Genomic DNA, 20,908 nt, shown 5'->3' with positions numbered 1-20,908 from the left:
GGAGAGCTTTTTTAATTGCTATACACATATGATTAAAAAAGCTAATTATTTCTATGTATGATTAGGTCAATGTCATATCTATTTAAAATAACTTTTGATAAAATAAAAACAAATCAATACAAAGAAGGAGCAATACAATGTATCAATTATTAGCTGTATGCCCAATGGGACTAGAAGCAGTTGTAGCCAAAGAAATTCAAGAACTAGGTTACGACACAACAGTTGAAAATGGCAGAATATTTTTTGAAGGCGACGAAACTGCAATCGTGAAATGTAATTTATGGTTACGAACTGCAGATAGAATCAAAATTGTTGTTGGCCAGTTTAAAGCAACAACTTTTGATGAATTATTTGAAAAAACCAAGGCATTACCTTGGGAAACACTCATTGAACAGAATGGTAACTTCCCAGTGCAAGGTCGAAGCGTTAAATCTACTTTGTTCAGTGTGCCTGATTGTCAAGCAATCGTAAAAAAAGCAATCGTAGAACGTCTAAGACAAGCATACCAAGAACGTGGATGGTTAAGTGAAACAGGTGCTAAATATCCAGTTGAAGTTGCAATTTTAAAAGACAATGCACTTTTAACCATAGATACTTCTGGTTCAGGTTTAAACAAAAGAGGGTACCGTTTAGCACAGGGTGAAGCTCCTATCAAAGAAACACTTGCAGCAAGTCTCATTCGCTTAGCAAACTGGACAGGTGATACACCTTTAGTTGATCCATTCTGTGGTTCGGGTACGATAGCCATTGAAGCCTGTTTAATCGCTCAGAACATCGCTCCTGGATTTAATCGTGATTTCGTTTCTGAGAACTGGGATATTATGCCTGATCGTTTATATGATGAAATGAGAGATGAAGCCGACCAACAAGCTAACTATGACCGTAAATTAGAAATTTATGCTTCTGACATTGACCCTGAAATGATTGACATTGCTCGTAGAAATGCAGAAGAAGTGGGCCTAGCAGATATCATTCAATTTAGTGTAAAAGATGTTAATACACTTACTATTAAAGAAGAAAAACCTATGGCATTAATTGGTAACCCTCCATATGGTGAGCGTATCGGTGATAGAGACAAAGTAGAAGAAATGTACCGTTACATTGGAACACTCATGCAGGAACATCCGCAATTATCTACGTATGTCCTTACGAGTAGTACTGAATTTGAATTTTTAGTAAATAAAAAAGCAACTAAACGTAGAAAACTATTTAATGGTTATATTGAATGTACGTATTACCAATATTGGGGAGATAAAAAGCCTCGTACTTAGTATCATTTACTAAATTGAATTTTAGAAAGCGGTGACTCAATTGAATACAGAATTTAAAAAAGGGATTGTCTTTGCGTTCGGAGCATATTTCCTATGGGGCATACTTCCTATTTATTGGGATTTAATCAGTGATATTGGTGCATTTGAAATATTAGCTTTTAGAATTGTCTTTTCATTGATATTTATGCTATTCATGTTAACTTTATCTAAAAATACCGCTCCGTTTAAGCGAGATGTGAAACAACTTATTGCCAATCCTATTCAACTTGTTGCTATTATTGCGGCGGGATATGTAATAACAATTAATTGGGGCACCTTTATATGGGCAGTTACGAACGGCCATGTACTTCAATCAAGTTTAGGTTATTATATTAATCCACTTGTGAGTATTTTACTGGCACTTATATTTTTAAAAGAACGTTTCAATAAATTGGAGTGGGTTGCAATCGGCCTCGCAGTTATTGGTGTTCTTTATATGACCATAAAGATAGGAGTATTTCCAGGAATTTCCTTATTACTTGCTGGTTCATTTGGTGTATACGGATTAATTAAAAAAATCGTACCTATCGATGCAATCAGTAGTATTACAATTGAGTGTATCGTTACAGCTCCAGCAGGACTTATTTATTTGTGGTATATATGGCATCATGGAGGATTATCCTTTGGGTTGAACAGCTCTTCCTTCTGGTTAATTTTCTCAGGAGCGGTGACGGCTATACCACTTATCTTATTCTCAGCTGGCGCTAGACGTATTCCATTGTCATTAACCGGGTTCATACAATACATAGGGCCTACGTTAATGTTTGTATTAGGTATATTTTTATTCAAAGAGCCATTTGATATGGACCAGTTAATCACGTTCATATTTATATGGATTGGTATTATTATTTATAGTATTTCTCAATATTTTAAAATTAAGAAAGATAAAAATCCCATAATAAAATAATCGCATCACAATTAAGTCTCTATTCATTATCATGAATAAGAGACTTTTGTTGTTATAAATGTTTAAAGTTAATTTATAAATGCGAATTGATTAATAACGTTTAAGTATTTCGTAATAGGTAACTATAATATTGTGAGTGTAAAAACGTAAGAATAAACAGAAAATGTGAATTTTGAAGCATTTAAAACTATAATGTTAGATAAAGTAATAAGTTAAAGCATTACGTCTTGCATAATAATAGCAATAAAATTGAATTGGAGTGATTAGATGACTAGAGTATTAATATTAGGAGCAAATGGTGCAGTTTCTAAAGCAGCTATCAACTCGTTTTTAGAAAATACATCGTATACCTTGCGATTATTTTTGAGAGATGCAAATCGATTACCAGATTATGCTTCTGATCGCATTAGAGTAAGAGAAGGCGATGCAACAAACTTTGAGGATGTAAATAGTGCAATGGAAGATGTTGATATTGTCTTAGCTTCATTGTCTGGTGAATTAGATAAAGAAGCACAAACGATTGTAGATGCGATGAATGCAAATAACGTAAAAAGACTTATTTTCGTTACTTCACTAGGTATATATAATGAAGTTCCAGGAAAATTTGGTACATGGGTTCAAGAACAAATCAGCGAATACTCAACAATATATAGAAAGGCCGCTGATATTGTTGAACAGTCTGATTTGGATTATACAATCTTCAGACCAGCTTGGTTGACGCACACGAATGAAATTGATTATGAAATAACTAAAAAAAGCGAAGCTTTTAAAGGTACAGAAGTTTCTAGAAAGAGTGTGGCCGCTATAGCAGTACAGATAGCTAAAGACCCTACACTCTATTCAAAGGATAATATAGGGATTAATAAGCCACAAACGAATTTTGAAAAACCAAGATGGAAATAAATTAATGCTTACAAACAAATAATTAACTATTTCTAAAAGTCATGCCAATATTTATTGGCGTGATTATTTTTATGAATGCTTTGTCAAATACAGAAAAAAGGCATACACGTACCTAAATCTTATGTTTCTTGAAAAGCATTAATTATTATTTTGCTTATGTAGCATATTTCCACATAAGCATTTTTCTTTTCATATATAGCTCCGTTTAGGGAATTGATTTTAAGAAAGGTATATCACCACTTAGTCTATAACATGTTCAAAAGTAATCTATATAATTGGATAAAAATCCCATTGAAACTATTTTATTTCAAATACTCACTTTAGACATGCACGCATTTGTTATACAATGAGTAGTAATTACATATAAGTAATAAAGGGGATACGAAAGATGTCTAATACTGCGCAACTCGATATTTTATATAAATTAAAAAAAGAAGTAGAAAAATCTAATAACGGAAGACTTGTCCATATTATTAATCAAGTTATTAAAAAAGTTTTTTTAGAACAATATACAGCCACTTTTGTAGGTCATTTTTCGGCTGGTAAATCAACTTTAATCAATTTATTATTAGAAGAAAGCATTTTACCAAGTTCTCCAGTACCAACAACTAGTAATACAGCGATTGTATCTGTAGCTGAACAACCAGGTATCATTGCCAATTTAAGCAAACAACAATACACAATCTTAAATAACTATGACGAAGTTAAACAGATGAATCGCGAAAACTTTGATGTAGAATCCGTTGAAATTAAATTCCCATCAACTAAATTCAACAAAGGATTCACGTTGCAAGACACGCCAGGTGTTGATTCAAACGTTGCAACGCATCAATCTAGTACAGAAGAATTTATGTATACAAGCAATATCTTATTTTATACCGTAGATTATAATCACGTACAATCTGCCTTGAATTTCCAATTTATGAAGCAACTTAATCAAGCGGGTGTTCCTGTTGTATTTGTGATTAATCAAATAGATAAACACAATGAAGAAGAAATCAGCTTTGAAACATTTAAAGCTCGTGTAGAAAAGTCTATTAAAGAATGGGAAATTGAATTAGATCATACATTTTACGTTTCAAAATATGATCATGAATATAATGAAATAGATTCACTTTCTAGTTATTTAGTAGATAAAGATTCAAATCGCGAATCTATAGAGCAATATGTAAAACGGATTGTTAAATTTATTACTGATGAACAATTATCTTATGTGCAATATGAAATTCAAGATTTATTAGATAAATTAGATATTTACGAAGCGGACTTTGATCAAGCTTATCTTAACTTCAAACAACATCAAGAGGTAAGTGAAGAAGCAAAATTACTTAATAATCCAGAAGAATTATACGAATTTTTAAAGCAAAAAAGAAAAGCAATTATTGAGAATGCTTATATTATGACTCATGATACAAGAGAGACAATTAGAATATATTTAGAAAGTCGTACAAAAGACTTTAGTGTTGGTGGTTTGTTTAATAAAAAGAAAAAAACCGAAGAAGAACAACAAAGACGATTATCTGCAGTTCTAGACCAATTACAAGACAAAGTTAATCAGGAAGTGCGACAACCCTTGAGAGAGGATATGTCATTCTTAACAAGATTTATCAATTCATCTGAGATCAATGATAAAATTTTAAATCAACATTATATCATTCCATCATATCTAATTACCGATTTATATCAAATGCAAATAACAATTAGTAATCAATATGTATTGACTTTCTGTGACGATTTAATGAAAGCACTGAAACAATATATAGCTAAAGAATCAGACCCATTATTTAAAAAGGCTATAAACCATGCGCAAGCAAATGATATTGGTGCAGAACAAGTAGATGATTATAATGATTATGAAAAGTTTATAGAAATGCGCAACTTAAGAGAATCTCTGGAAACACAAAACTACATGCATTACTATATTCACATTGATGATTCTCTTGATAAACTTATAGATAGAAAAGAAATTACTTATACGCCGAAAAGTAATAAATCTGCTGAAAATAAACAAGCCAACTCCAGTGCAACGAAACAATTGAATCATACGGATAATACACAAAATATAAAACATGCACTGCATGCAATTAAAGACGTACCTTTATTTGAACAAACAAAACGAGATATAGAAGAAACGCTTAATAGATTAGATCAAAAAATTATAAAAATCGGTGTTTTTGGTACATTTAGCGCAGGTAAAAGTAGTTTAATCAATGCATTATTAGGAGACAATTATTTAGTTAGTTCTCCAAATCCAACGACTGCTGCAATGACAGAATTAACTTATGGTCATGATAGCCAAATTACTTTAAAATCAGCGCAACAACTTTTAGAAGAATTAAATCATGTGTTTGAAATCGAAAATAAAACGTTTAATAGCATTGATGAATTTCTATCTAAAAACACAAATAAATTAAAGGCTACATTAGAGAAAAATAAATTAGCTTTTGTGAATGCTGTTGAAAAACACTACACTATGTATCAAGAAATGTTAAAAGAGGGACAAACACATACCATTGCACAAGATGACATTAAAAAATGGAGTGCGGAAGATGAGTATGCAACATTTGTTAATACAGTCCACTTAAAATTACCTTTAGCATGGTTAAAAGACAAAATTATTGTTGACTCATTAGGACTTCATTCAAATAATCAGCGTCATACAAATGAAACAGAAAAAGTGCTTACTTCTTCTGATTTAATACTTTATGTTAGTTATTTTAATCATTCATTTACCGAAAACGATAAACGTTTTATTGAACATATGAAAGAAATGAATCAACTTAATGACAATCAGGCATTTAAAATGATCATCAATGCGACTGATTTAGCTGAAACGGAAGAAGATCTCAATGCTGTTATTGAATATGTAGGTGGCGCTTTAAGTCAAGTAAACATGGAGTCAGATATTTTTGCTGTATCAAGTAGAGAAGCGTTAAAATCTGGTGACGTAGGCATAGAACGATTACAAAGCAGCATTCAGCACTTTACGCAAGTTGAGTCCAAAGATATACTACAGCAGCAAATGTTAAATCAATTACAACATATTTCTGAAGCATATGAACAGATGATTGAAGAGTTTAAAAATAATAAAGAGCAAATTGAACAAAGAAAACAAAAATTACAAAGATATAAATCATCAACTATTTTCAAAAATAATCTGCTTCAAATTGCTGAACAACGGTCTTCAAATGAAGTAGAAGATCAACTTTATCATTTAAATGAACGGCTAAAATTACAATTACAAGATGAAGTTAAATCAATTTACAATGGTCAAATGACTAAGAATAACAATTTTAATGAAGAAAAACGTCAATCTACAAAAATTTATTTAGATCAAATTCATCAACGATTATATTTAGAACAAACGCTTTTAGTAGAACGTATAAAAAAATATTACCATGAACAATTACATTCAGAAATAGCACCTTTAAAGCAACGACTTGAACAATTACATGTCTTTATACAACCTGAATTTAATAAGCAAGCAATTGAGCTAGATGACCCAATTTTAAAAATTGAATTAGAAACCATGGTTAATGCTTTACCTAAATCTCTATCTAAGAAGAATATCTTACAACCAAAATCACAAAGCGCAATTCAAGAACAAATAACTTATGAAACCGTATCACTCTTAGCTCCTTGTATTGCCAGTTTAAGAGAAGCCTTGAATAATATTGTTTCTAAAATGAATGATAATGCAGATTCTAGATTGCAAGTATTCGAAAAAGAGGCACATTATCAAATACAAGAATTATTAGCATTTGATATAGATGATGCGCTTATCAAACAATTACAAGAAACAAATGCAGATTTAAAAGCAATATTGCAAATATAGAAAGAGGTACGCAAAATGTCTAAAAAAATATTACTAATAGATGGTATGGCTTTATTATTTCGCCATTTCTTTGCAACAAGTTTGCATAAACAATTTATGCGAAATTCATCAGGAACCCCTACAAATGGAGTACAAGGATTCATAAGGCATGTGTTTACAGCTATCAACGAAATACAACCTTCTCATGTCGCAGTATGCTGGGATATGGGCAAATCAACATTCAGAAATGATATGTTTGATGGATATAAACAAAATAGACCTGCTCCTCCTGATGAATTAATTCCACAATTCGATTATGTTAAAGAGGTATCGAATCAATTTGGGTTTGTAAATATTGGTGTACAAAATTACGAAGCTGATGATGTTATAGGGACGCTAGCTCAATCATATTCAGAACAAAACCAAGTTTATGTCGTAACTGGTGACAAAGACATTTTACAATGTATTAACGCTAATGTTGAAATATGGTTAACTAAAAAAGGGTTTAATATTTATAATCGCTATACACTCGATCGCTTTCAAAGTGAATACGGGCTAAATCCTTTGCAATTAATAGATGTTAAGGCATTTATGGGAGATACAGCTGATGGCTATCCAGGCGTAAAAGGCATTGGTGAAAAAACAGCTATAAAACTTATTCAAACTCATGGTTCAGTTGAATCGGTTTTGGAATCACTAGATCAATTGACAGTTGGTCAAAGAAGTAAAATCGAAACAAATATCGATAACTTGAAGTTGTCAAAAACATTAGCTGAAATTCATACAGAGGTACCTTTAAATACGACTGAATTACTTGATAAAATGCGCTATGGAACAGAACTTACTCATATCCTTAATATATGTAATGAACATGAATTATATGTTTCTGGTAAGTATCTCTCAACGCATTTTAGTTAAATTGTTAAAGTAAACATCATAAAATTGGAACACTAAATAATCCAGGCCGAACATCATTCGTTCGGTCTGGATTAATACATAAACAGTAGATAATTAATATAACAATGTTTGTACCACTTAAAACAGCTTCTAGTGACACTTATAATCGCTGTGCCATTCGCGCTCTATTTTATTATGGTATAAGTGTATATTACTTTTTGCTGTGTTTAATTATTTTATATAAAGTATTTTTGGCATGATGATTTGCTTCTTTATTTTGACTTCTAGGTACCCAACGAACAAATAACAAGTCAAATTTTTGTTCAAGTTTTATAATTTCATTATAGTAAGGCTTAAATTTTTCATTTTTTACATTACCTCTATTAACACTGTCTTCAATCAACTTAGAATCAGTATAAACTAATCCAGTTGAAATATTATGTTTAAGTGCACATTCTAATGCAAATTGGAATGACGCCCATTCAGCACTATGATTATCCATTTCACCTAAGTGTTTCGTAAAATGAAACCGTTCATCCTCTGTAATGATTACAACTGCACAAACACTTTCCCCTGGGTTACCAGCTGTTGCAGCATCAAAATATATTTTTGCCATAAATACCATCCTTCTTACCATATTTACATTTATATTAACAAACAAATGACGGTTGTACTATATAAGACCAATGATGACGTGATATTTAGACAACAACATATGAAATGATGTATAATATATAACATACTATAAAGGTCGGAATTAAAAGGAGTTTGATATTTTGAAAAAAATGTTTATTATACATGGTTACCAAGCTCACACTAACAGTCATTGGTTTGAATGGTTAGCGACACAAATGAAATCATATCACTATCAAACAGAAATTGTTTATTTACCTAATACACATAATCCTGATTTAGATGCTTGGGACACAGCAATTCAAAACAACTTAAAAAATAATTTGGATAGCGATTCAATTATTATTGCACATAGTTTGGGAGTTATTTCTATTCTAAATTATTTATCAAAAGAGGATGTGTTTTCGAATATTAAAGGCCTATTTTTAATTTCAGGATTTAATGAACGCTTACACAATCTTCCTGAGCTAGATCAATTTATCAATCAAACGCATGTTCAATTTAAAAATATTAATGCGCAACATATAGTAACAATTGGGGGAGATAATGACCCAATCGTAGATATCAACGCTACAAACAGATTATCTCAGCATTTAAATACGACTACGTTAGAATTACAGCATGATGGTCATTTCCAAGATAGTGATGGTTATCGTAGTTTTGAATTTCTTAAAAATCAAATAACCTCCATTTTAAATACAAAAAACTCTGAAATTGGAATTTAACCAATTTCAGAGTTTTTTTAGTAACCTTCATCTAATTTATTAATTTTTCCTTTGCGATACATTGATTTTGCCCAGTAACCAAAAGGCACATTAAATATCGTTGATATAACTTTCAATAAGTAAGTGGTTATGAAAATCTCAAATACTGCAGCATTAGGCATAGATCCATAAAATGCAATAGTTACAAATAAGGCGGTATCTATAATATTACTAATGATTGTACTACCATAAGCCCTAATAATAAATGTTCTATCTGAACTAAATACTTTTTTAATCAAAGTAAACAATAACACGTCCAAGTGTTGTCCAATAATATATGCCACCACTGAGCCTAAAGCGATTCTAGGTACAAGATTAAAAATCGATTCTAATGCTTTTTGTGAAGTATCAATAGGTGATGGTGTGAAATATAGAGACATTTGCATAACAATAATCATAACGAGCGTTGAACTAAAACCGATCCAGACCGCACGTTTAGCTACTTTTCTTCCATAAATATCATTTAAAATATCAGTAGCCAGATAAATTGAAGCAAACATGACATTGCCTAAAGTGGCTGAAATGGTAAAAATATCTATTGTTTTTAATACTTGAATATTAGCAAGTACGGTTCCAATTGCAATCCATGCAATCAAACCATGTTTCCCAAATAACCGGTACATTGATACTAATAGTAAAAAAGTAACTAAAAATGTGATTACACCAAATATTTCATTAAACAATTTAAATTCCTCCTAAATTTTGATGATGCGGGAGTTTAGAAACCGCAAAATAAACAACTAAGTAATTTTATCAGAATAAATTAAAAATACAAGACCATTCTCTATAAATTATATAAATCGAAAAATATCCACTTCTATGAATTTAAAGATTAAACAATCAGAGTTACAAATGATATAATAACTTCAAGTGTCAAAACTTTAAAAATAAATATAACAATAGAGTTATTTAAACAATCTAGGAGCGTGACAAATATTCTAACCTATTCTGAAAAAGAAGCAATGGCTTCTATTGATTATTTAATGAACACTTATTGCAAAGAATGTTTGCTCAAACATCATATAAGAAAAACAGAAGGTAAGACACAAGCACATCATTTTTGTATAAATGAATGTTCTGTTGGTAAAGAAATTAAACAATTAGGAAACGAGTTACAATAAATAGGGGGCAAATTTTTATGGAGATCTTAGAAGTATCACAAACACCAAATCCAAATACAATGAAAATTGTTTTGCAACTATCAGGCGAAGACTACAAACCCAATACATTTACGGCTGTTAAAGACAACCAACCTGAATTCATTAATGCAGTATTACAAATTGAAGGTATCAAATCGATTTTCCAAGCACTAAATTTTATCTCAGTAGATAAACAATCAGATTATGAATGGGAAGCGCTATTACCCAAAGTAACTAACGCCTTAGAAGAAATATAAAAAGGAGTTTTCTTAATGGAAATTGTACGTGTCGAACCAACGCCTAGTCCCAATACCATGAAAATTGTATTGAGCGAGACAAGAAAAGATAATAAATCGAATACGTATACATCAATTCTTGATGAACAACCGAAATTTATAAATGATGTATTAGCAATAGAAGGCGTAAAATCTATCTTTTACGTAATGGATTTTTTAGCTATAGATAAAAAACCAAAATATGATTGGGAAATATTATTGCCTGAAGTTACAGCAACTTTAAATGACGAATCTGAGACAATAGACACACCAATCCCAGACGAACATTTTGGTGAGGTAAAAGCTGAAGTGCTAAAGTTCAAAGGTATTCCTTATCAAGTAAAACTGACGTCTAATTCAGATGAGCAACGCAAGCAATTGCCTGAAATATATATCGATAGTATGCTTGCAGCGCAAAGAGATGATGATAATATCGTATTCCAACGAAAATGGGAAGATTTAGGTGTACGTTATGGTGACCTAAACGATATTATGTCCGAAGTGTTCGATGAAATATTAGCACTTTACCCTGAAAATGAACTAAACTCTCTTGTAGAAGATGCATTAAATACAGATGTTGTAATACCAGAAAAAAAATATAAACATGTTACACTTGAAACCTATCAAGCAACAGATGATTGGAAAGCACGTTTAAGAATGCTAAAATCTTTTCCAACACCAACTGAACAAGATTTTCCACTATTAGGAGACGCTGTTAGTGAAGAAGAGAAAGTGCCATTAAGACGTGAAGCTATTGTATTACTCGGCATGATAGAAGATAATGCTGTATTACCTTATTTATATAAAGGACTACATGATAAAAGCCCAGCAGTTAGAAGAACAGCTGGTGATTGTTTAAGTGATTTAGGGTTCAAGCAAGCCTTACCAGAAATGGAAAAAGCCTTAGACGACCCTCAGAAGATAGTAAGATGGCGTGCTGCCATGTTTATTTTTGATGAAGGTGGACCAGAACAACTTGAGTCCCTTCGAGCACATGAAAATGATTCAGCTTATGAAGTTAAACTGCAAATTGAAATGGCAATAGCTAGAATTGAAAATGGCGATGAAGCATTAGGTTCCGTTTGGAAACAAATCGCAAATAGAAACAAATCATAACATTTTGATTTAAAGGAGATTTTTAAATGAATGCATATGAAGCTTATATGAATGAACTTGCTACCCAAATGCGTAGTGAATTAACACAACGTGATTTTAAAAGTTTAGAAACTGCAGAAGCCGTTTCTGACTATATGAATCAAGTAGGAAATGAAGATACAACATTTGTCGTTATTAACTCCACATGTGGGTGTGCTGCAGGTTTAGCAAGACCAGCAGCTGTTACTGTCGTAGAACAAAATGAAAAAAAACCTACCAATAAAGTTACAGTGTTCGCTGGACAAGATAAGGAAGCAACTGAAGAAATGCGTTCTTATATTCAACAAGTACCATCTAGTCCATCATACGCACTTTTTAAAGGTCAAGAATTAAAACATTTCATACCTCGAGAACACATTGAGGGAAGAGATATTCAAGATATTTGTATGGATATTAAAGATGCATTTGACGACTATTGTTAATTTAGAATACGTAAGTTCATCAACCGAAAATTTATTAAATGTTATAGCGTAGCACAAAATCAGTTTAAAAGATTATTATGCCAACTTACTATGTTAAAATAAGCCATTGAGCCATAGTAACGTTGGCATTTATTTTACAAAAAAGATACTAACGCTTATTAAAGTTACAAAAAATGATGTATAATTTACTCAACGTACATTATTTTTACACAATCAATGTTAAATCCTTTATCTTATAACTATTATCAAATATGATAAAAACAAAATGAAGTTTGGAAGGAGTGGACTATGATGTTAAATGCTTTTGATCAGGCGTATCATAATTTATGTGAAGAAATATTAGAAATTGGCCAACAAAAGAATGATCGAACAAATACGGGTACAATTTCAAAATTTGGTCATCAACTAAGGTTTGATTTAACAAAAGGATTTCCGTTACTTACGACTAAAAAAGTATCTTTCAAATTAATTGCAACAGAACTCTTATGGTTTATTAAAGGTGACACAAACATTAAATATTTACTTCAATATAATAATAATATATGGAATGAATGGGCTTTTGAAAAATTTGTGCAATCCAAGGATTATACAGGACCCGATATGACAGATTTTGGTCATAAAGCACAGAATGATGCCTCTTTTAATGAAATATACAAAAAAGAAATGAATAAATTCAAAGAACGTATTTTAAACGATGACGTTTTTGCTGATAAATACGGAGATTTGGGTAATGTTTATGGTAAACAATGGCGTGATTGGGAAGATAAACATGGTCATCATCACGATCAATTAAAAACTGTCATCGAACAAATTAAAGCTAATCCAAATTCTAGACGCCATATTGTATCTGCTTGGAATCCTACTGAGATTGATACAATGGCTTTACCTCCATGTCATACCATGTTTCAGTTTTATGTACAAGATGGCAAATTAAGTTGTCAATTGTATCAAAGAAGTGCAGACATCTTTTTAGGCGTTCCATTCAATATTGCAAGTTACAGTTTATTAACACATTTAATTGCAAAAGAATGTGGCCTAGAAGTGGGAGAATTTGTGCATACATTTGGCGACGCCCATATTTATTCAAATCATATTGATGCTATCGAGACACAATTAGCTCGAGAAAGTTATGAACCACCTATACTCAACATAAATACAGATGTATCAATTTTTGATCTTAATTATGAAGATTTAGAAATTAAAAATTATACATCACATCCAGCCATTAAAGCACCTATTGCTGTTTAATGTGAAAATAACTTAAATTCATAATCATTTTACTATATAATTATTATGGTGTTTCATTGTATACAGCTTTCAAATCAATATTAGGAGGAATATTATGACACTTTCAATACTTGTAGCCCATGATCAACAACGCGTTATCGGTGTCAATAATCAGTTGCCTTGGCATTTACCAAGTGACTTAAAGCACGTTAAGAAGCTGACTACAGGACACACGCTCGTAATGGGTCGTGCAACTTTTGAATCTATCGGGAAACCTCTTCCTAATAGAAGAAATGTTGTGTTAACCAAAAATAAGTCGTTTCATCCAGAGGGTGTGGATGTTATACACTCTTTCGAAGAAATTTATGACTTACCTGGCCATGTTTTTATATTTGGTGGTCAATCCTTATTTGAAGAAATGATAGACAAAGTTGATGATATGTATATTACTGTAATAGAAGATAAATATAATGGAGATACGTTCTTCCCGCCTTATACATTTAAAGAATGGGAAGTATCAACTTCAAACAAAGGTGAATTGGATGAGAAAAATACAATTCCTCATACTTTTTTACATTTAGTTCGTAAGGAAACTTCATAGGAGGCAATTTATGATGAAAAAGAAAATCGTGACTGATTCAACATCTGATTTATCACATCATTATTTAAGTGAAAATGATGTCCATGTGATATCACTTAATTTAACAATCGATGGTGAATCCTATATTGATCAAGTAGATATATCATCAGAAGCTTATATTCAAAGATTAGAGGAAAATGCGGATACGAAAACGAGTCAACCTGCAATTGGCAAATTTATTGAATTATATGATGAATTAGGTGCGGATGGTTCTGAAATCATAAGCATCCATATGACTTCTGGTTTAAGTGGTACCTATCAAACCGCATTACAAGCCAGTGAAATGACTGATAGCAATGTTACCGTTATTGATTCAAAATCTATTTCATTTGGTTTAGGTTACCAAGTACAACACATTGTTGATTGGAATAACGAAGGACTACACACAAATGAAATCGTTGCAAAAATTTCAGAATTACAGAAAAATATTAAACTTTATGTTGTTATTGGACAGTTAAACCAGTTAATTAAAGGCGGTCGTATTAGCAAGACTAAGGGACTCATTGGCAACATGATGAAAATTAAACCAATTGGAACGCTAGAAGATGGAAAAATTGAACTAATACACAATTCTCGAACGCAAAATGCAAGTGTTCAATTTCTAAAAAAAGAAGTAAGTGCCTTTATTGGAGATAAAAAAATTAAAGCTGTCGGTATTGCACATGCTAATATCATTGAATTTGTGGATAAAGTTAAGAAACATTTTTCAGAAGAATTCAATATTTCGCAATTTGATACAAATGTCACAACACCTGTTATTACAACACATACAGGCCAAGGTGCCATTGGCTTAATTGTATTACGATCATAAACAATGCCTACTAAGTGTGCTATGAAGATACTTCAAATGCTTTTTGTCTTATTTATTATATAATCAATTTCATAGCAAATCTCTTAAAATAGTGGTAACTTTATGACAAAATAGATTTAGGAGGTATACTATGGCTTATGCGACATTAGCAGGAGGTTGTTTTTGGTGTTTAGTTAAACCATTTACTTCCTATCCTGGGATCGAAAATATTGTTTCTGGTTATAGTGGTGGACATACAGATAATCCAACTTATGAAAGTGTAAGTACAAATCAAACAGGTCATGTCGAAGCAGTTCAAATTACTTATAATCCAGAAATTACTACCTTCGAAAATATTTTAGATGTTTATTTCAAAACATTTGATCCAACCGATAATGACGGTCAATTTTTTGATCGTGGTGAACATTACATGCCTGCTATTTTTTACCATGATGCAAATCAGAAAAAGGCAGCAGAAGCTAAGATTCAGCAATTAAATGAACAAGGTATCTTTAAAAACCCTGTCATTACACCCATTAAACCATATAAAAACTTTTATCCAGCTGAAACGTATCATCAGGATTACTATAAAAAGAATCCATTGCATTATGAACAATATCAACGCGGATCAGGGCGTAAAAGTTTTATAGAAAAACATTGGGGGAAACAAAATGATTAAAAAAAATAAAAATGATTTAAATGAAATGGAATATCTAGTTACGCAAGAAAGTGGTACAGAACCACCATTTCAAAATGAATACTGGAATCATTTTGAAAAAGGTGTTTATGTAGATAAAATTTCAGGAAAACCATTATTCACCTCAGAAGAAAAATTCGAATCGGATTGTGGATGGCCAAGTTTTTCTAAAGCATTGGATGATGAGGAAATTGTCGAACTTGTGGACAAGACCTTTGGTATGGTGAGAACTGAAGTACGTTCCGAAGATGCAAATAGTCATTTAGGACATGTATTCAATGATGGTCCCAAAGAAAGTGGAGGCTTGAGATACTGTATAAACTCTGCCGCTGTACAATTTATACCATACGAAAAATTAGAAGAATTAGGTTATGGCGATTTAATACCACATTTTGAAAAATAAGGAGCGAACATATTATGTTTAAAAAATTATTCGGCAAAGGCAAAGAAGTAAATAAAGAAAGTGCGATTTATGCACCTATTACAGGAGAATATGTAAAAATTGAAGATATTCCTGACCCAGTATTTGCTCAAAAAATGATGGGTGAAGGTTTTGGTATCAACCCAACAGAAGGTGAAGTTGTTTCGCCAATCGAAGGTAAAGTTGACAATGTCTTCCCAACTAAACATGCCATTGGGTTAAAGGCTGAAAACGGCTTAGAACTACTCGTTCATATTGGATTAGATACAGTTCAATTAGATGGACAAGGGTTTGAAATCTTAGTTGAAAGTGGCGACGCAGTTAATGTAGGAGATCCGTTGCTAAAATTTGACTTAGACTATATCAAAGAAAATGCAAAATCTGTTGTTTCACCTATCATCATTACAAACTCTGACAACACATCATCAATTTCACTTGCTGACGTAACAACGGTTACTAAGGGAGAAACTAAAATTATTGATGTGACAATGAACTAATGAAAGACCATTCATTTTATCGTTTTGCACTTACGGCACGAGGTCGTAAAGATGAAAAAGGTGAATTAGCAGAAGAAATTTTTGACGATTTATCCTTTCCAAAACATGAAAAAGATTTTCATATATTGTCAGATTATATAGAAACTCAAGGAGATTACACCATTTCGTTATCAGTTTTTGATGATTTATATGAAGAATATACAGAATGGCTAAAATTTTAAGTACTATAACATTTGAGTATACAGATTAAAATATATTAAAATAATACAGTATCATTTGTTGCTGGGATTAATCTAAATGGTTCAATCCCAGCTAATTTTATTTCTCAGGATTTAAGGCAACATTAATTTTTTACATAAGTATTGGAAGTGATTAAATGTCAGACCGTAAAGACATAAATGAATCGACTCAAGAAGGCAATGAAAACCAATCGACTCAATCATCAAATAAACGAATCCATTTTAAGCGCAGTCACTTTATATTAATGTTGATAGCAACGATTGTTGTGACGGCTGTTATTGCAGTATTCGCAACGATTGGAATCAATCATTGGACCAGTGGTCTAAATAGTGATCAACGCGCTGAAATGAAAAAAGTAGAACAAGTATATAAAACCTTAGATGATGAATATTATAAAAAAACAAGCTCAGAAAAGCTGGGTACAGCAGCCATCGATGGTATGGTAAAAGAATTGGACGACCCTTACTCAGACTATATGACAAAAAAGGAAACAAAATCATTTAATGAAGATGTTTCGGGCGATTTTGTAGGTATTGGGGCTGAAATGCAAAAAAAGGGAAACAAAATTGAAATCACGAGTCCCATGAAGCAATCTCCAGCAGAAAAAGCTGGCCTTCAGCCTAAAGATGTCGTAACCAAAGTAAACGGCAAATCAATTAAAGGACAACCTTTAGAAGCAATTGTTAAAAAAGTTAGAGGTAAGCAAGGTACAAAAGTAACTTTAACTATTGAACGTGGAGGTCAACCGCATGATATCACTATTAAACGAGATAAAATACATGTGAAAAGTGTGGAATATAAAAAGCAGAATAATGTTGGCATCTTTACAATTAATAAATTCCAAAACAGTACCTCAGGTGAATTAAAATCTGCTATTATCAAAGCACATAAAGATGGCGTTCGTAAAATTGTATTAGATTTGCGTAACAATCCTGGTGGTTTATTAGATGAAGCAGTTAAGATGGCAAATATATTTATAGATAAAAATAAAACGATTGTACAATTACAGAAAGGTGATCATAAAGAAGACATTAAAGCTTCAAATGATGCTTCCAAAGAAGCTCAAGATATGAAGGTCTCTATTTTAGTAAATAAAGGTTCTGCAAGTGCTTCAGAGGTATTTACAGGTGCCATGAAGGATTACAATAAAGCACAAATTTATGGTTCAAAAACATTTGGCAAAGGCATCGTACAAACAACACATGAATTTAAGGATGGTTCATTATTGAAATTTACAAACATGAAATGGTTAACGCCAAAATCTCATTATATTCACGGTAAAGGTATTACGCCTGATAAGAAGATAGAAGAACCCACATATCAGTCTTTAAATGTGATTCCAAGTAATAAAACATATCAGTTGGGTGATAAAGGTAAAAATGTTAAAACAATGAAGGTAGGTTTAAATGCTTTAGGATATCATGTAAATAATGAATCTACTGAATTTGATACTGAACTAGAAAAGGCACTTGAATCCTTTCAAAAGAACAATAATTTGACAGTAAATGGACAATTTAATAAGAAAACAAATGAACAATTTACACAACAACTTGTGGTTAAAGCAAACAAAGAAGACACGGTCTTAAATAAACTTTTAAAAATACTAAATTAATTTAAGAGGAGTAATAGGTTTATGATTAGAAAAGCAAATCAAAATGATTTATCTAGCATCTTAGATATTGTTGAAGAAGCAAAAACAATTATGCAACAAGACAATAATGATCAATGGGACGAACACTATCCTTTAGAAGAACATTTTGAACAGGATATTGAAACAGGCACACTTTTTGTTCTAGAAGAAAATTCTATCATTTATGCTTTTATAGTTGTCGACCAACAGCAATCAGAATGGTATGATGAAATAGAGTGGCCAGTCGACAGAAAAGGCGCCTATGTAATTCATAGACTTGCTGGTTCATCTGAATATAAAGGGGCTGCAACACAACTATTTGACTTCGCGGTAAATTTAGCACTCGAGCATAATATTCATGTATTGTTGACGGATACGTTCGCTTTAAATAAGCGAGCACAAGGACTGTTTACTAAATTTGGCTTTAACAAAGTGGGCGAAGCAAAAATTGACTATCATCCATTTAATAAAGGTGAACCATTTTATGCCTATTATAAAAATTTAGAAGAATAGAGGTTATACTATGACGAAAATCGCATTTACCGGTGGAGGTACAGTTGGGCATGTTTCCGTAAATCTAAGCTTAATTCCAACTGCTATAGAAGAAGGCTATGATGCCTTTTATATCGGCTCAAAAAATGGGATTGAACGTGAAATGATTGAATCGCAAATACCATCAATAAAATATCACGCAATATCTAGTGGTAAATTAAGAAGATATATCTCATGGGAGAATATTAAGGATATTTTTAAGGTGTTAAAAGGTGTGCTAGACGCTAGACGCGTTCTTAAAAAAGAAAAACCTGATTTGTTATTCTCAAAAGGAGGTTTCGTTTCAGTTCCAGTAGTGATTGCAGCTAAATCCTTGAAAATACCAACCATTATACATGAATCAGATTTAACCCCAGGCTTAGCAAATAAAATTTCATTAAAGTTTGCTAAAAAAATATATACAACATTTGAAGATACCTTACAATATTTACCTAAAGAAAAAGCAAATTTTGTAGGTGCTACAGTAAGAGAAGATTTGAAAACTGGAGATAAACATAGAGGTTATCAACTTACAGAATTTAGTAATGATAAAAAAGTATTATTAGTCATGGGCGGTAGTTTAGGTAGTAAAAAATTAAATGATATCATAAGACAAAACCTTGATACCCTTCTAGAAACATATCAAGTCATTCATTTAACTGGTAAAGATTTACTAGATGCATCGTATATTGATAGAAAAGGTTATATACAATTTGAATTTGTCAAAGACGATTTAACTGATTTGCTTGCCATTACTGATACTGTAATAAGTAGAGCTGGTTCAAATGCGATTTATGAATTTCTAGCCTTACGTATACCAATGTTATTAATACCATTAGGATTAGATCAATCACGTGGTGACCAAATTGACAATGCTAAACATTTTGAAGCTAAAGGATTTGGGAAAGCAATTCCTGAAGATACATTGACAGAGCATGAATTAAAAATGCAATTAAATGAAATTGAAACAAATCGTGATGATATTATTAAACAAATGGAAACATATAAAGAAAGCTACACACGTCAAGATTTATTCAAAAAAATTGTTGAAGATGCATTAGACTAACGGGAGGTGCATGCAATGAGTCGTTGGAAAAGAATATCATTACTCATCATTTTTACATTAATATTTGGCATCATTGCATTCTTCCATGAATCAAGGTTAGGTAAATGGATTGATAATGAAGTATATGAATTTATTTATTCTTCGGAAAGTTTTATCACTACTACTATTTTTCTTGGAGTGACTAAAATTGGAGAAGTTTGGGCTATGGTTTGTTTATCACTCTTACTCATTGCTTACTTAATGTTAAAACGATTAAATATTGAAGCTTTATTCTTCGCAATTGCAATGAGTTTATCAAGTACGCTAAATCCATTATTGAAAAATATCTTTGACAGAGAGCGTCCAACATTACTTAGACTTATTGATATCTCAGGGTTCAGCTTTCCTAGTGGCCATGCAATGGGTGCTACAGCGTTCTTTGGCAGCACCATATATATAGCCAATCGAGTCATGAATGGTAAATCTAAAGCTTTCATGATAGGACTTTCAGCTTTATTTATTATTATGATATCTTCCTCAAGAGTTTATCTTGGCGTACATTATCCGACAGATATTATAGCTGGTATCATTGGTGGTGCTTTTTGTGTTGTACTATCAACATTGATTTTAAGACATAAATTACAAATTTAAATTATATAACAAGTCTAAGCGCTATATCGTAAAATGGTTATTATATTTACGAATCGCTTAGGCTTGTTGTTTGTCGTTTTACTTCTTCTAAACAAGTATATGCGAACTAGCATTATTATAGAACCTATTTATGATAAAAGTGACACTTTATCGTTATAAGTAAAAAGCAGTTAGATGAATTTAACATCTAACTGCTTCAGACTGTCGACAAAGTCTACGACTTTGTTGGCAGTTTTTTTATGCACGCTTTCCGCGGGCACTGCCTTAGCCTGTAGTCTTCGGCTAGTGCTATTCCCGCAGGAGTCGGCATAAATCACTGC

Annotated in this window: 23 protein-coding genes; 21 read left to right on the top strand and 2 right to left on the bottom strand. The window is 31.8% G+C overall.

All coding sequences use genetic code 11. The features are described 5' to 3' along the window. Positions 1-137 precede the first annotated feature (137 nt). From BTJ66_RS09325 to BTJ66_RS09305, 5 genes are all read left to right on the top strand, one after another. Entirely contained in the window at positions 138-1,271 is a 1,134-nt protein-coding gene (locus BTJ66_RS09325) for a THUMP domain-containing class I SAM-dependent RNA methyltransferase (RefSeq protein WP_099090693.1), read from the top strand. 40 nt (positions 1,272-1,311) lie between these two features. Then, positions 1,312-2,217 (top strand): EamA family transporter RarD, encoded by a 906-nt coding sequence (gene rarD / locus BTJ66_RS09320; RefSeq protein ID WP_099090692.1) that lies wholly within the window; start codon positions 1,312-1,314, stop codon positions 2,215-2,217. 267 nt (positions 2,218-2,484) lie between these two features. Continuing rightward, positions 2,485-3,120, top strand: a complete 636-nt coding sequence (locus BTJ66_RS09315; RefSeq protein WP_099090691.1) for an SDR family oxidoreductase — start codon at positions 2,485-2,487, stop codon at positions 3,118-3,120. 388 nt (positions 3,121-3,508) lie between these two features. Continuing rightward, positions 3,509-6,955, top strand: coding sequence for a dynamin family protein (locus BTJ66_RS09310; RefSeq protein ID WP_099090690.1), 3,447 nt, complete (start codon positions 3,509-3,511; stop codon positions 6,953-6,955). A gap of 15 nt (positions 6,956-6,970) precedes the next feature. Further along, positions 6,971-7,852, top strand: coding sequence for a 5'-3' exonuclease (locus tag BTJ66_RS09305; protein WP_099090689.1), 882 nt, complete (start codon positions 6,971-6,973; stop codon positions 7,850-7,852). Between the two features lie 190 nt (positions 7,853-8,042). Here BTJ66_RS09305 and BTJ66_RS09300 read toward each other — a convergent pair whose 3' ends face one another. Further along, positions 8,043-8,447: a ribonuclease HI family protein gene (locus BTJ66_RS09300; RefSeq protein WP_099090688.1), complete on the bottom strand. Its 405-nt coding sequence runs from the start codon at positions 8,445-8,447 to the stop codon at positions 8,043-8,045. 169 nt (positions 8,448-8,616) lie between these two features. Between BTJ66_RS09300 and BTJ66_RS09295 the strand changes: the two genes are divergently transcribed. After that, positions 8,617-9,189: an RBBP9/YdeN family alpha/beta hydrolase gene (locus tag BTJ66_RS09295; protein WP_338014380.1), complete on the top strand. Its 573-nt coding sequence runs from the start codon at positions 8,617-8,619 to the stop codon at positions 9,187-9,189. A 17-nt stretch (positions 9,190-9,206) separates the two neighbouring features. On the opposite strand, the gene BTJ66_RS09290 is transcribed toward BTJ66_RS09295, so the two are convergent. Beyond that, on the bottom strand, positions 9,207-9,911 hold the full coding sequence (locus tag BTJ66_RS09290; protein WP_099090686.1) for a queuosine precursor transporter: 705 nt from the start codon (positions 9,909-9,911) through the stop codon (positions 9,207-9,209). 243 nt (positions 9,912-10,154) lie between these two features. Here BTJ66_RS09290 and BTJ66_RS09285 point away from each other — a divergent pair, with 243 nt between their 5' ends. From BTJ66_RS09285 to BTJ66_RS09215, 15 genes are all read left to right on the top strand, one after another. Then, positions 10,155-10,349, top strand: a complete 195-nt coding sequence (locus BTJ66_RS09285; RefSeq protein WP_099090685.1) for a zinc-finger domain-containing protein — start codon at positions 10,155-10,157, stop codon at positions 10,347-10,349. A 17-nt stretch (positions 10,350-10,366) separates the two neighbouring features. After that, the gene (locus tag BTJ66_RS09280) at positions 10,367-10,624 is read left to right on the top strand and encodes a NifU N-terminal domain-containing protein (protein ID WP_099090684.1); all 258 of its coding nucleotides are present in this window, start codon (positions 10,367-10,369) and stop codon (positions 10,622-10,624) included. Between the two features lie 15 nt (positions 10,625-10,639). Continuing rightward, on the top strand, positions 10,640-11,758 hold the full coding sequence (locus BTJ66_RS09275; protein ID WP_099090683.1) for a conserved virulence factor C family protein: 1,119 nt from the start codon (positions 10,640-10,642) through the stop codon (positions 11,756-11,758). 26 nt (positions 11,759-11,784) lie between these two features. Beyond that, complete coding sequence (brxA, locus tag BTJ66_RS09270; protein WP_099090682.1) at positions 11,785-12,219, top strand: bacilliredoxin BrxA; 435 nt, start codon at positions 11,785-11,787, stop codon at positions 12,217-12,219. Between the two features lie 291 nt (positions 12,220-12,510). Further along, positions 12,511-13,467, top strand: a complete 957-nt coding sequence (locus BTJ66_RS09265) for a thymidylate synthase (RefSeq protein WP_099090681.1) — start codon at positions 12,511-12,513, stop codon at positions 13,465-13,467. Between the two features lie 94 nt (positions 13,468-13,561). Next, positions 13,562-14,047, top strand: coding sequence for a dihydrofolate reductase (locus BTJ66_RS09260; protein WP_099090680.1), 486 nt, complete (start codon positions 13,562-13,564; stop codon positions 14,045-14,047). Between the two features lie 10 nt (positions 14,048-14,057). Further along, the gene (locus tag BTJ66_RS09255) at positions 14,058-14,897 is read left to right on the top strand and encodes a DegV family protein (protein ID WP_099090679.1); all 840 of its coding nucleotides are present in this window, start codon (positions 14,058-14,060) and stop codon (positions 14,895-14,897) included. 130 nt (positions 14,898-15,027) lie between these two features. Next, positions 15,028-15,555, top strand: a complete 528-nt coding sequence (gene msrA / locus BTJ66_RS09250) for a peptide-methionine (S)-S-oxide reductase MsrA (RefSeq protein WP_099090678.1) — start codon at positions 15,028-15,030, stop codon at positions 15,553-15,555. Next, on the top strand, positions 15,548-15,976 hold the full coding sequence (msrB, locus tag BTJ66_RS09245; RefSeq protein WP_099090677.1) for a peptide-methionine (R)-S-oxide reductase MsrB: 429 nt from the start codon (positions 15,548-15,550) through the stop codon (positions 15,974-15,976). The genes msrA and msrB overlap by 8 nt, the downstream gene beginning before the upstream one ends. A 14-nt stretch (positions 15,977-15,990) precedes the next feature. Beyond that, entirely contained in the window at positions 15,991-16,491 is a 501-nt protein-coding gene (locus BTJ66_RS09240) for a PTS sugar transporter subunit IIA (protein WP_099090676.1), read from the top strand. Then, on the top strand, positions 16,491-16,712 hold the full coding sequence (locus tag BTJ66_RS09235; RefSeq protein ID WP_099090675.1) for a YozE family protein: 222 nt from the start codon (positions 16,491-16,493) through the stop codon (positions 16,710-16,712). The genes BTJ66_RS09240 and BTJ66_RS09235 overlap by 1 nt, the downstream gene beginning before the upstream one ends. A 155-nt stretch (positions 16,713-16,867) precedes the next feature. Then, positions 16,868-18,343, top strand: a complete 1,476-nt coding sequence (locus BTJ66_RS09230; protein ID WP_099090674.1) for a S41 family peptidase — start codon at positions 16,868-16,870, stop codon at positions 18,341-18,343. Between the two features lie 21 nt (positions 18,344-18,364). After that, positions 18,365-18,874: a GNAT family N-acetyltransferase gene (locus tag BTJ66_RS09225; RefSeq protein WP_099090673.1), complete on the top strand. Its 510-nt coding sequence runs from the start codon at positions 18,365-18,367 to the stop codon at positions 18,872-18,874. 10 nt (positions 18,875-18,884) lie between these two features. Beyond that, positions 18,885-19,958: an undecaprenyldiphospho-muramoylpentapeptide beta-N-acetylglucosaminyltransferase gene (locus BTJ66_RS09220; protein ID WP_099090672.1), complete on the top strand. Its 1,074-nt coding sequence runs from the start codon at positions 18,885-18,887 to the stop codon at positions 19,956-19,958. A gap of 15 nt (positions 19,959-19,973) precedes the next feature. Continuing rightward, entirely contained in the window at positions 19,974-20,588 is a 615-nt protein-coding gene (locus BTJ66_RS09215) for a phosphatase PAP2 family protein (RefSeq protein ID WP_099090671.1), read from the top strand. Positions 20,589-20,908: the final 320 nt, after the last annotated feature.

It is taken from the genome of Staphylococcus edaphicus (assembly GCF_002614725.1).
GTDB lineage: Bacteria > Bacillota > Bacilli > Staphylococcales > Staphylococcaceae > Staphylococcus > Staphylococcus edaphicus.
Note: the sequence above shows the minus strand (reverse complement) of the source record. Positions and strands in the feature narration are given on the sequence as shown.

Bases quoted from the DNA above. Each gene is read 5' to 3' on its own strand.
- BTJ66_RS09325 (WP_099090693.1), top strand. From the start codon at position 138: ATGTATCAATTATTAGCTGTATGCCCAATGGGACTAGAAGCAGTTGTA.
- BTJ66_RS09315 (WP_099090691.1), top strand. From the start codon at position 2,485: ATGACTAGAGTATTAATATTAGGAGCAAATGGTGCAGTTTCTAAAGCA.
- BTJ66_RS09310 (WP_099090690.1), top strand. From the start codon at position 3,509: ATGTCTAATACTGCGCAACTCGATATTTTATATAAATTAAAAAAAGAA.
- BTJ66_RS09305 (WP_099090689.1), top strand. From the start codon at position 6,971: ATGTCTAAAAAAATATTACTAATAGATGGTATGGCTTTATTATTTCGC.
- BTJ66_RS09300 (WP_099090688.1), bottom strand. From the start codon at position 8,447: ATGGCAAAAATATATTTTGATGCTGCAACAGCTGGTAACCCAGGGGAA.
- BTJ66_RS09295 (WP_338014380.1), top strand. From the start codon at position 8,617: ATGTTTATTATACATGGTTACCAAGCTCACACTAACAGTCATTGGTTT.
- BTJ66_RS09280 (WP_099090684.1), top strand. From the start codon at position 10,367: ATGGAGATCTTAGAAGTATCACAAACACCAAATCCAAATACAATGAAA.
- BTJ66_RS09275 (WP_099090683.1), top strand. From the start codon at position 10,640: ATGGAAATTGTACGTGTCGAACCAACGCCTAGTCCCAATACCATGAAA.
- brxA (WP_099090682.1), top strand. From the start codon at position 11,785: ATGAATGCATATGAAGCTTATATGAATGAACTTGCTACCCAAATGCGT.
- BTJ66_RS09265 (WP_099090681.1), top strand. From the start codon at position 12,511: ATGTTAAATGCTTTTGATCAGGCGTATCATAATTTATGTGAAGAAATA.
- BTJ66_RS09260 (WP_099090680.1), top strand. From the start codon at position 13,562: ATGACACTTTCAATACTTGTAGCCCATGATCAACAACGCGTTATCGGT.
- BTJ66_RS09255 (WP_099090679.1), top strand. From the start codon at position 14,058: ATGATGAAAAAGAAAATCGTGACTGATTCAACATCTGATTTATCACAT.
- msrA (WP_099090678.1), top strand. From the start codon at position 15,028: ATGGCTTATGCGACATTAGCAGGAGGTTGTTTTTGGTGTTTAGTTAAA.
- msrB (WP_099090677.1), top strand. From the start codon at position 15,548: ATGATTAAAAAAAATAAAAATGATTTAAATGAAATGGAATATCTAGTT.
- BTJ66_RS09240 (WP_099090676.1), top strand. From the start codon at position 15,991: ATGTTTAAAAAATTATTCGGCAAAGGCAAAGAAGTAAATAAAGAAAGT.
- BTJ66_RS09235 (WP_099090675.1), top strand. From the start codon at position 16,491: ATGAAAGACCATTCATTTTATCGTTTTGCACTTACGGCACGAGGTCGT.
- BTJ66_RS09230 (WP_099090674.1), top strand. From the start codon at position 16,868: ATGTCAGACCGTAAAGACATAAATGAATCGACTCAAGAAGGCAATGAA.
- BTJ66_RS09225 (WP_099090673.1), top strand. From the start codon at position 18,365: ATGATTAGAAAAGCAAATCAAAATGATTTATCTAGCATCTTAGATATT.
- BTJ66_RS09220 (WP_099090672.1), top strand. From the start codon at position 18,885: ATGACGAAAATCGCATTTACCGGTGGAGGTACAGTTGGGCATGTTTCC.
- BTJ66_RS09215 (WP_099090671.1), top strand. From the start codon at position 19,974: ATGAGTCGTTGGAAAAGAATATCATTACTCATCATTTTTACATTAATA.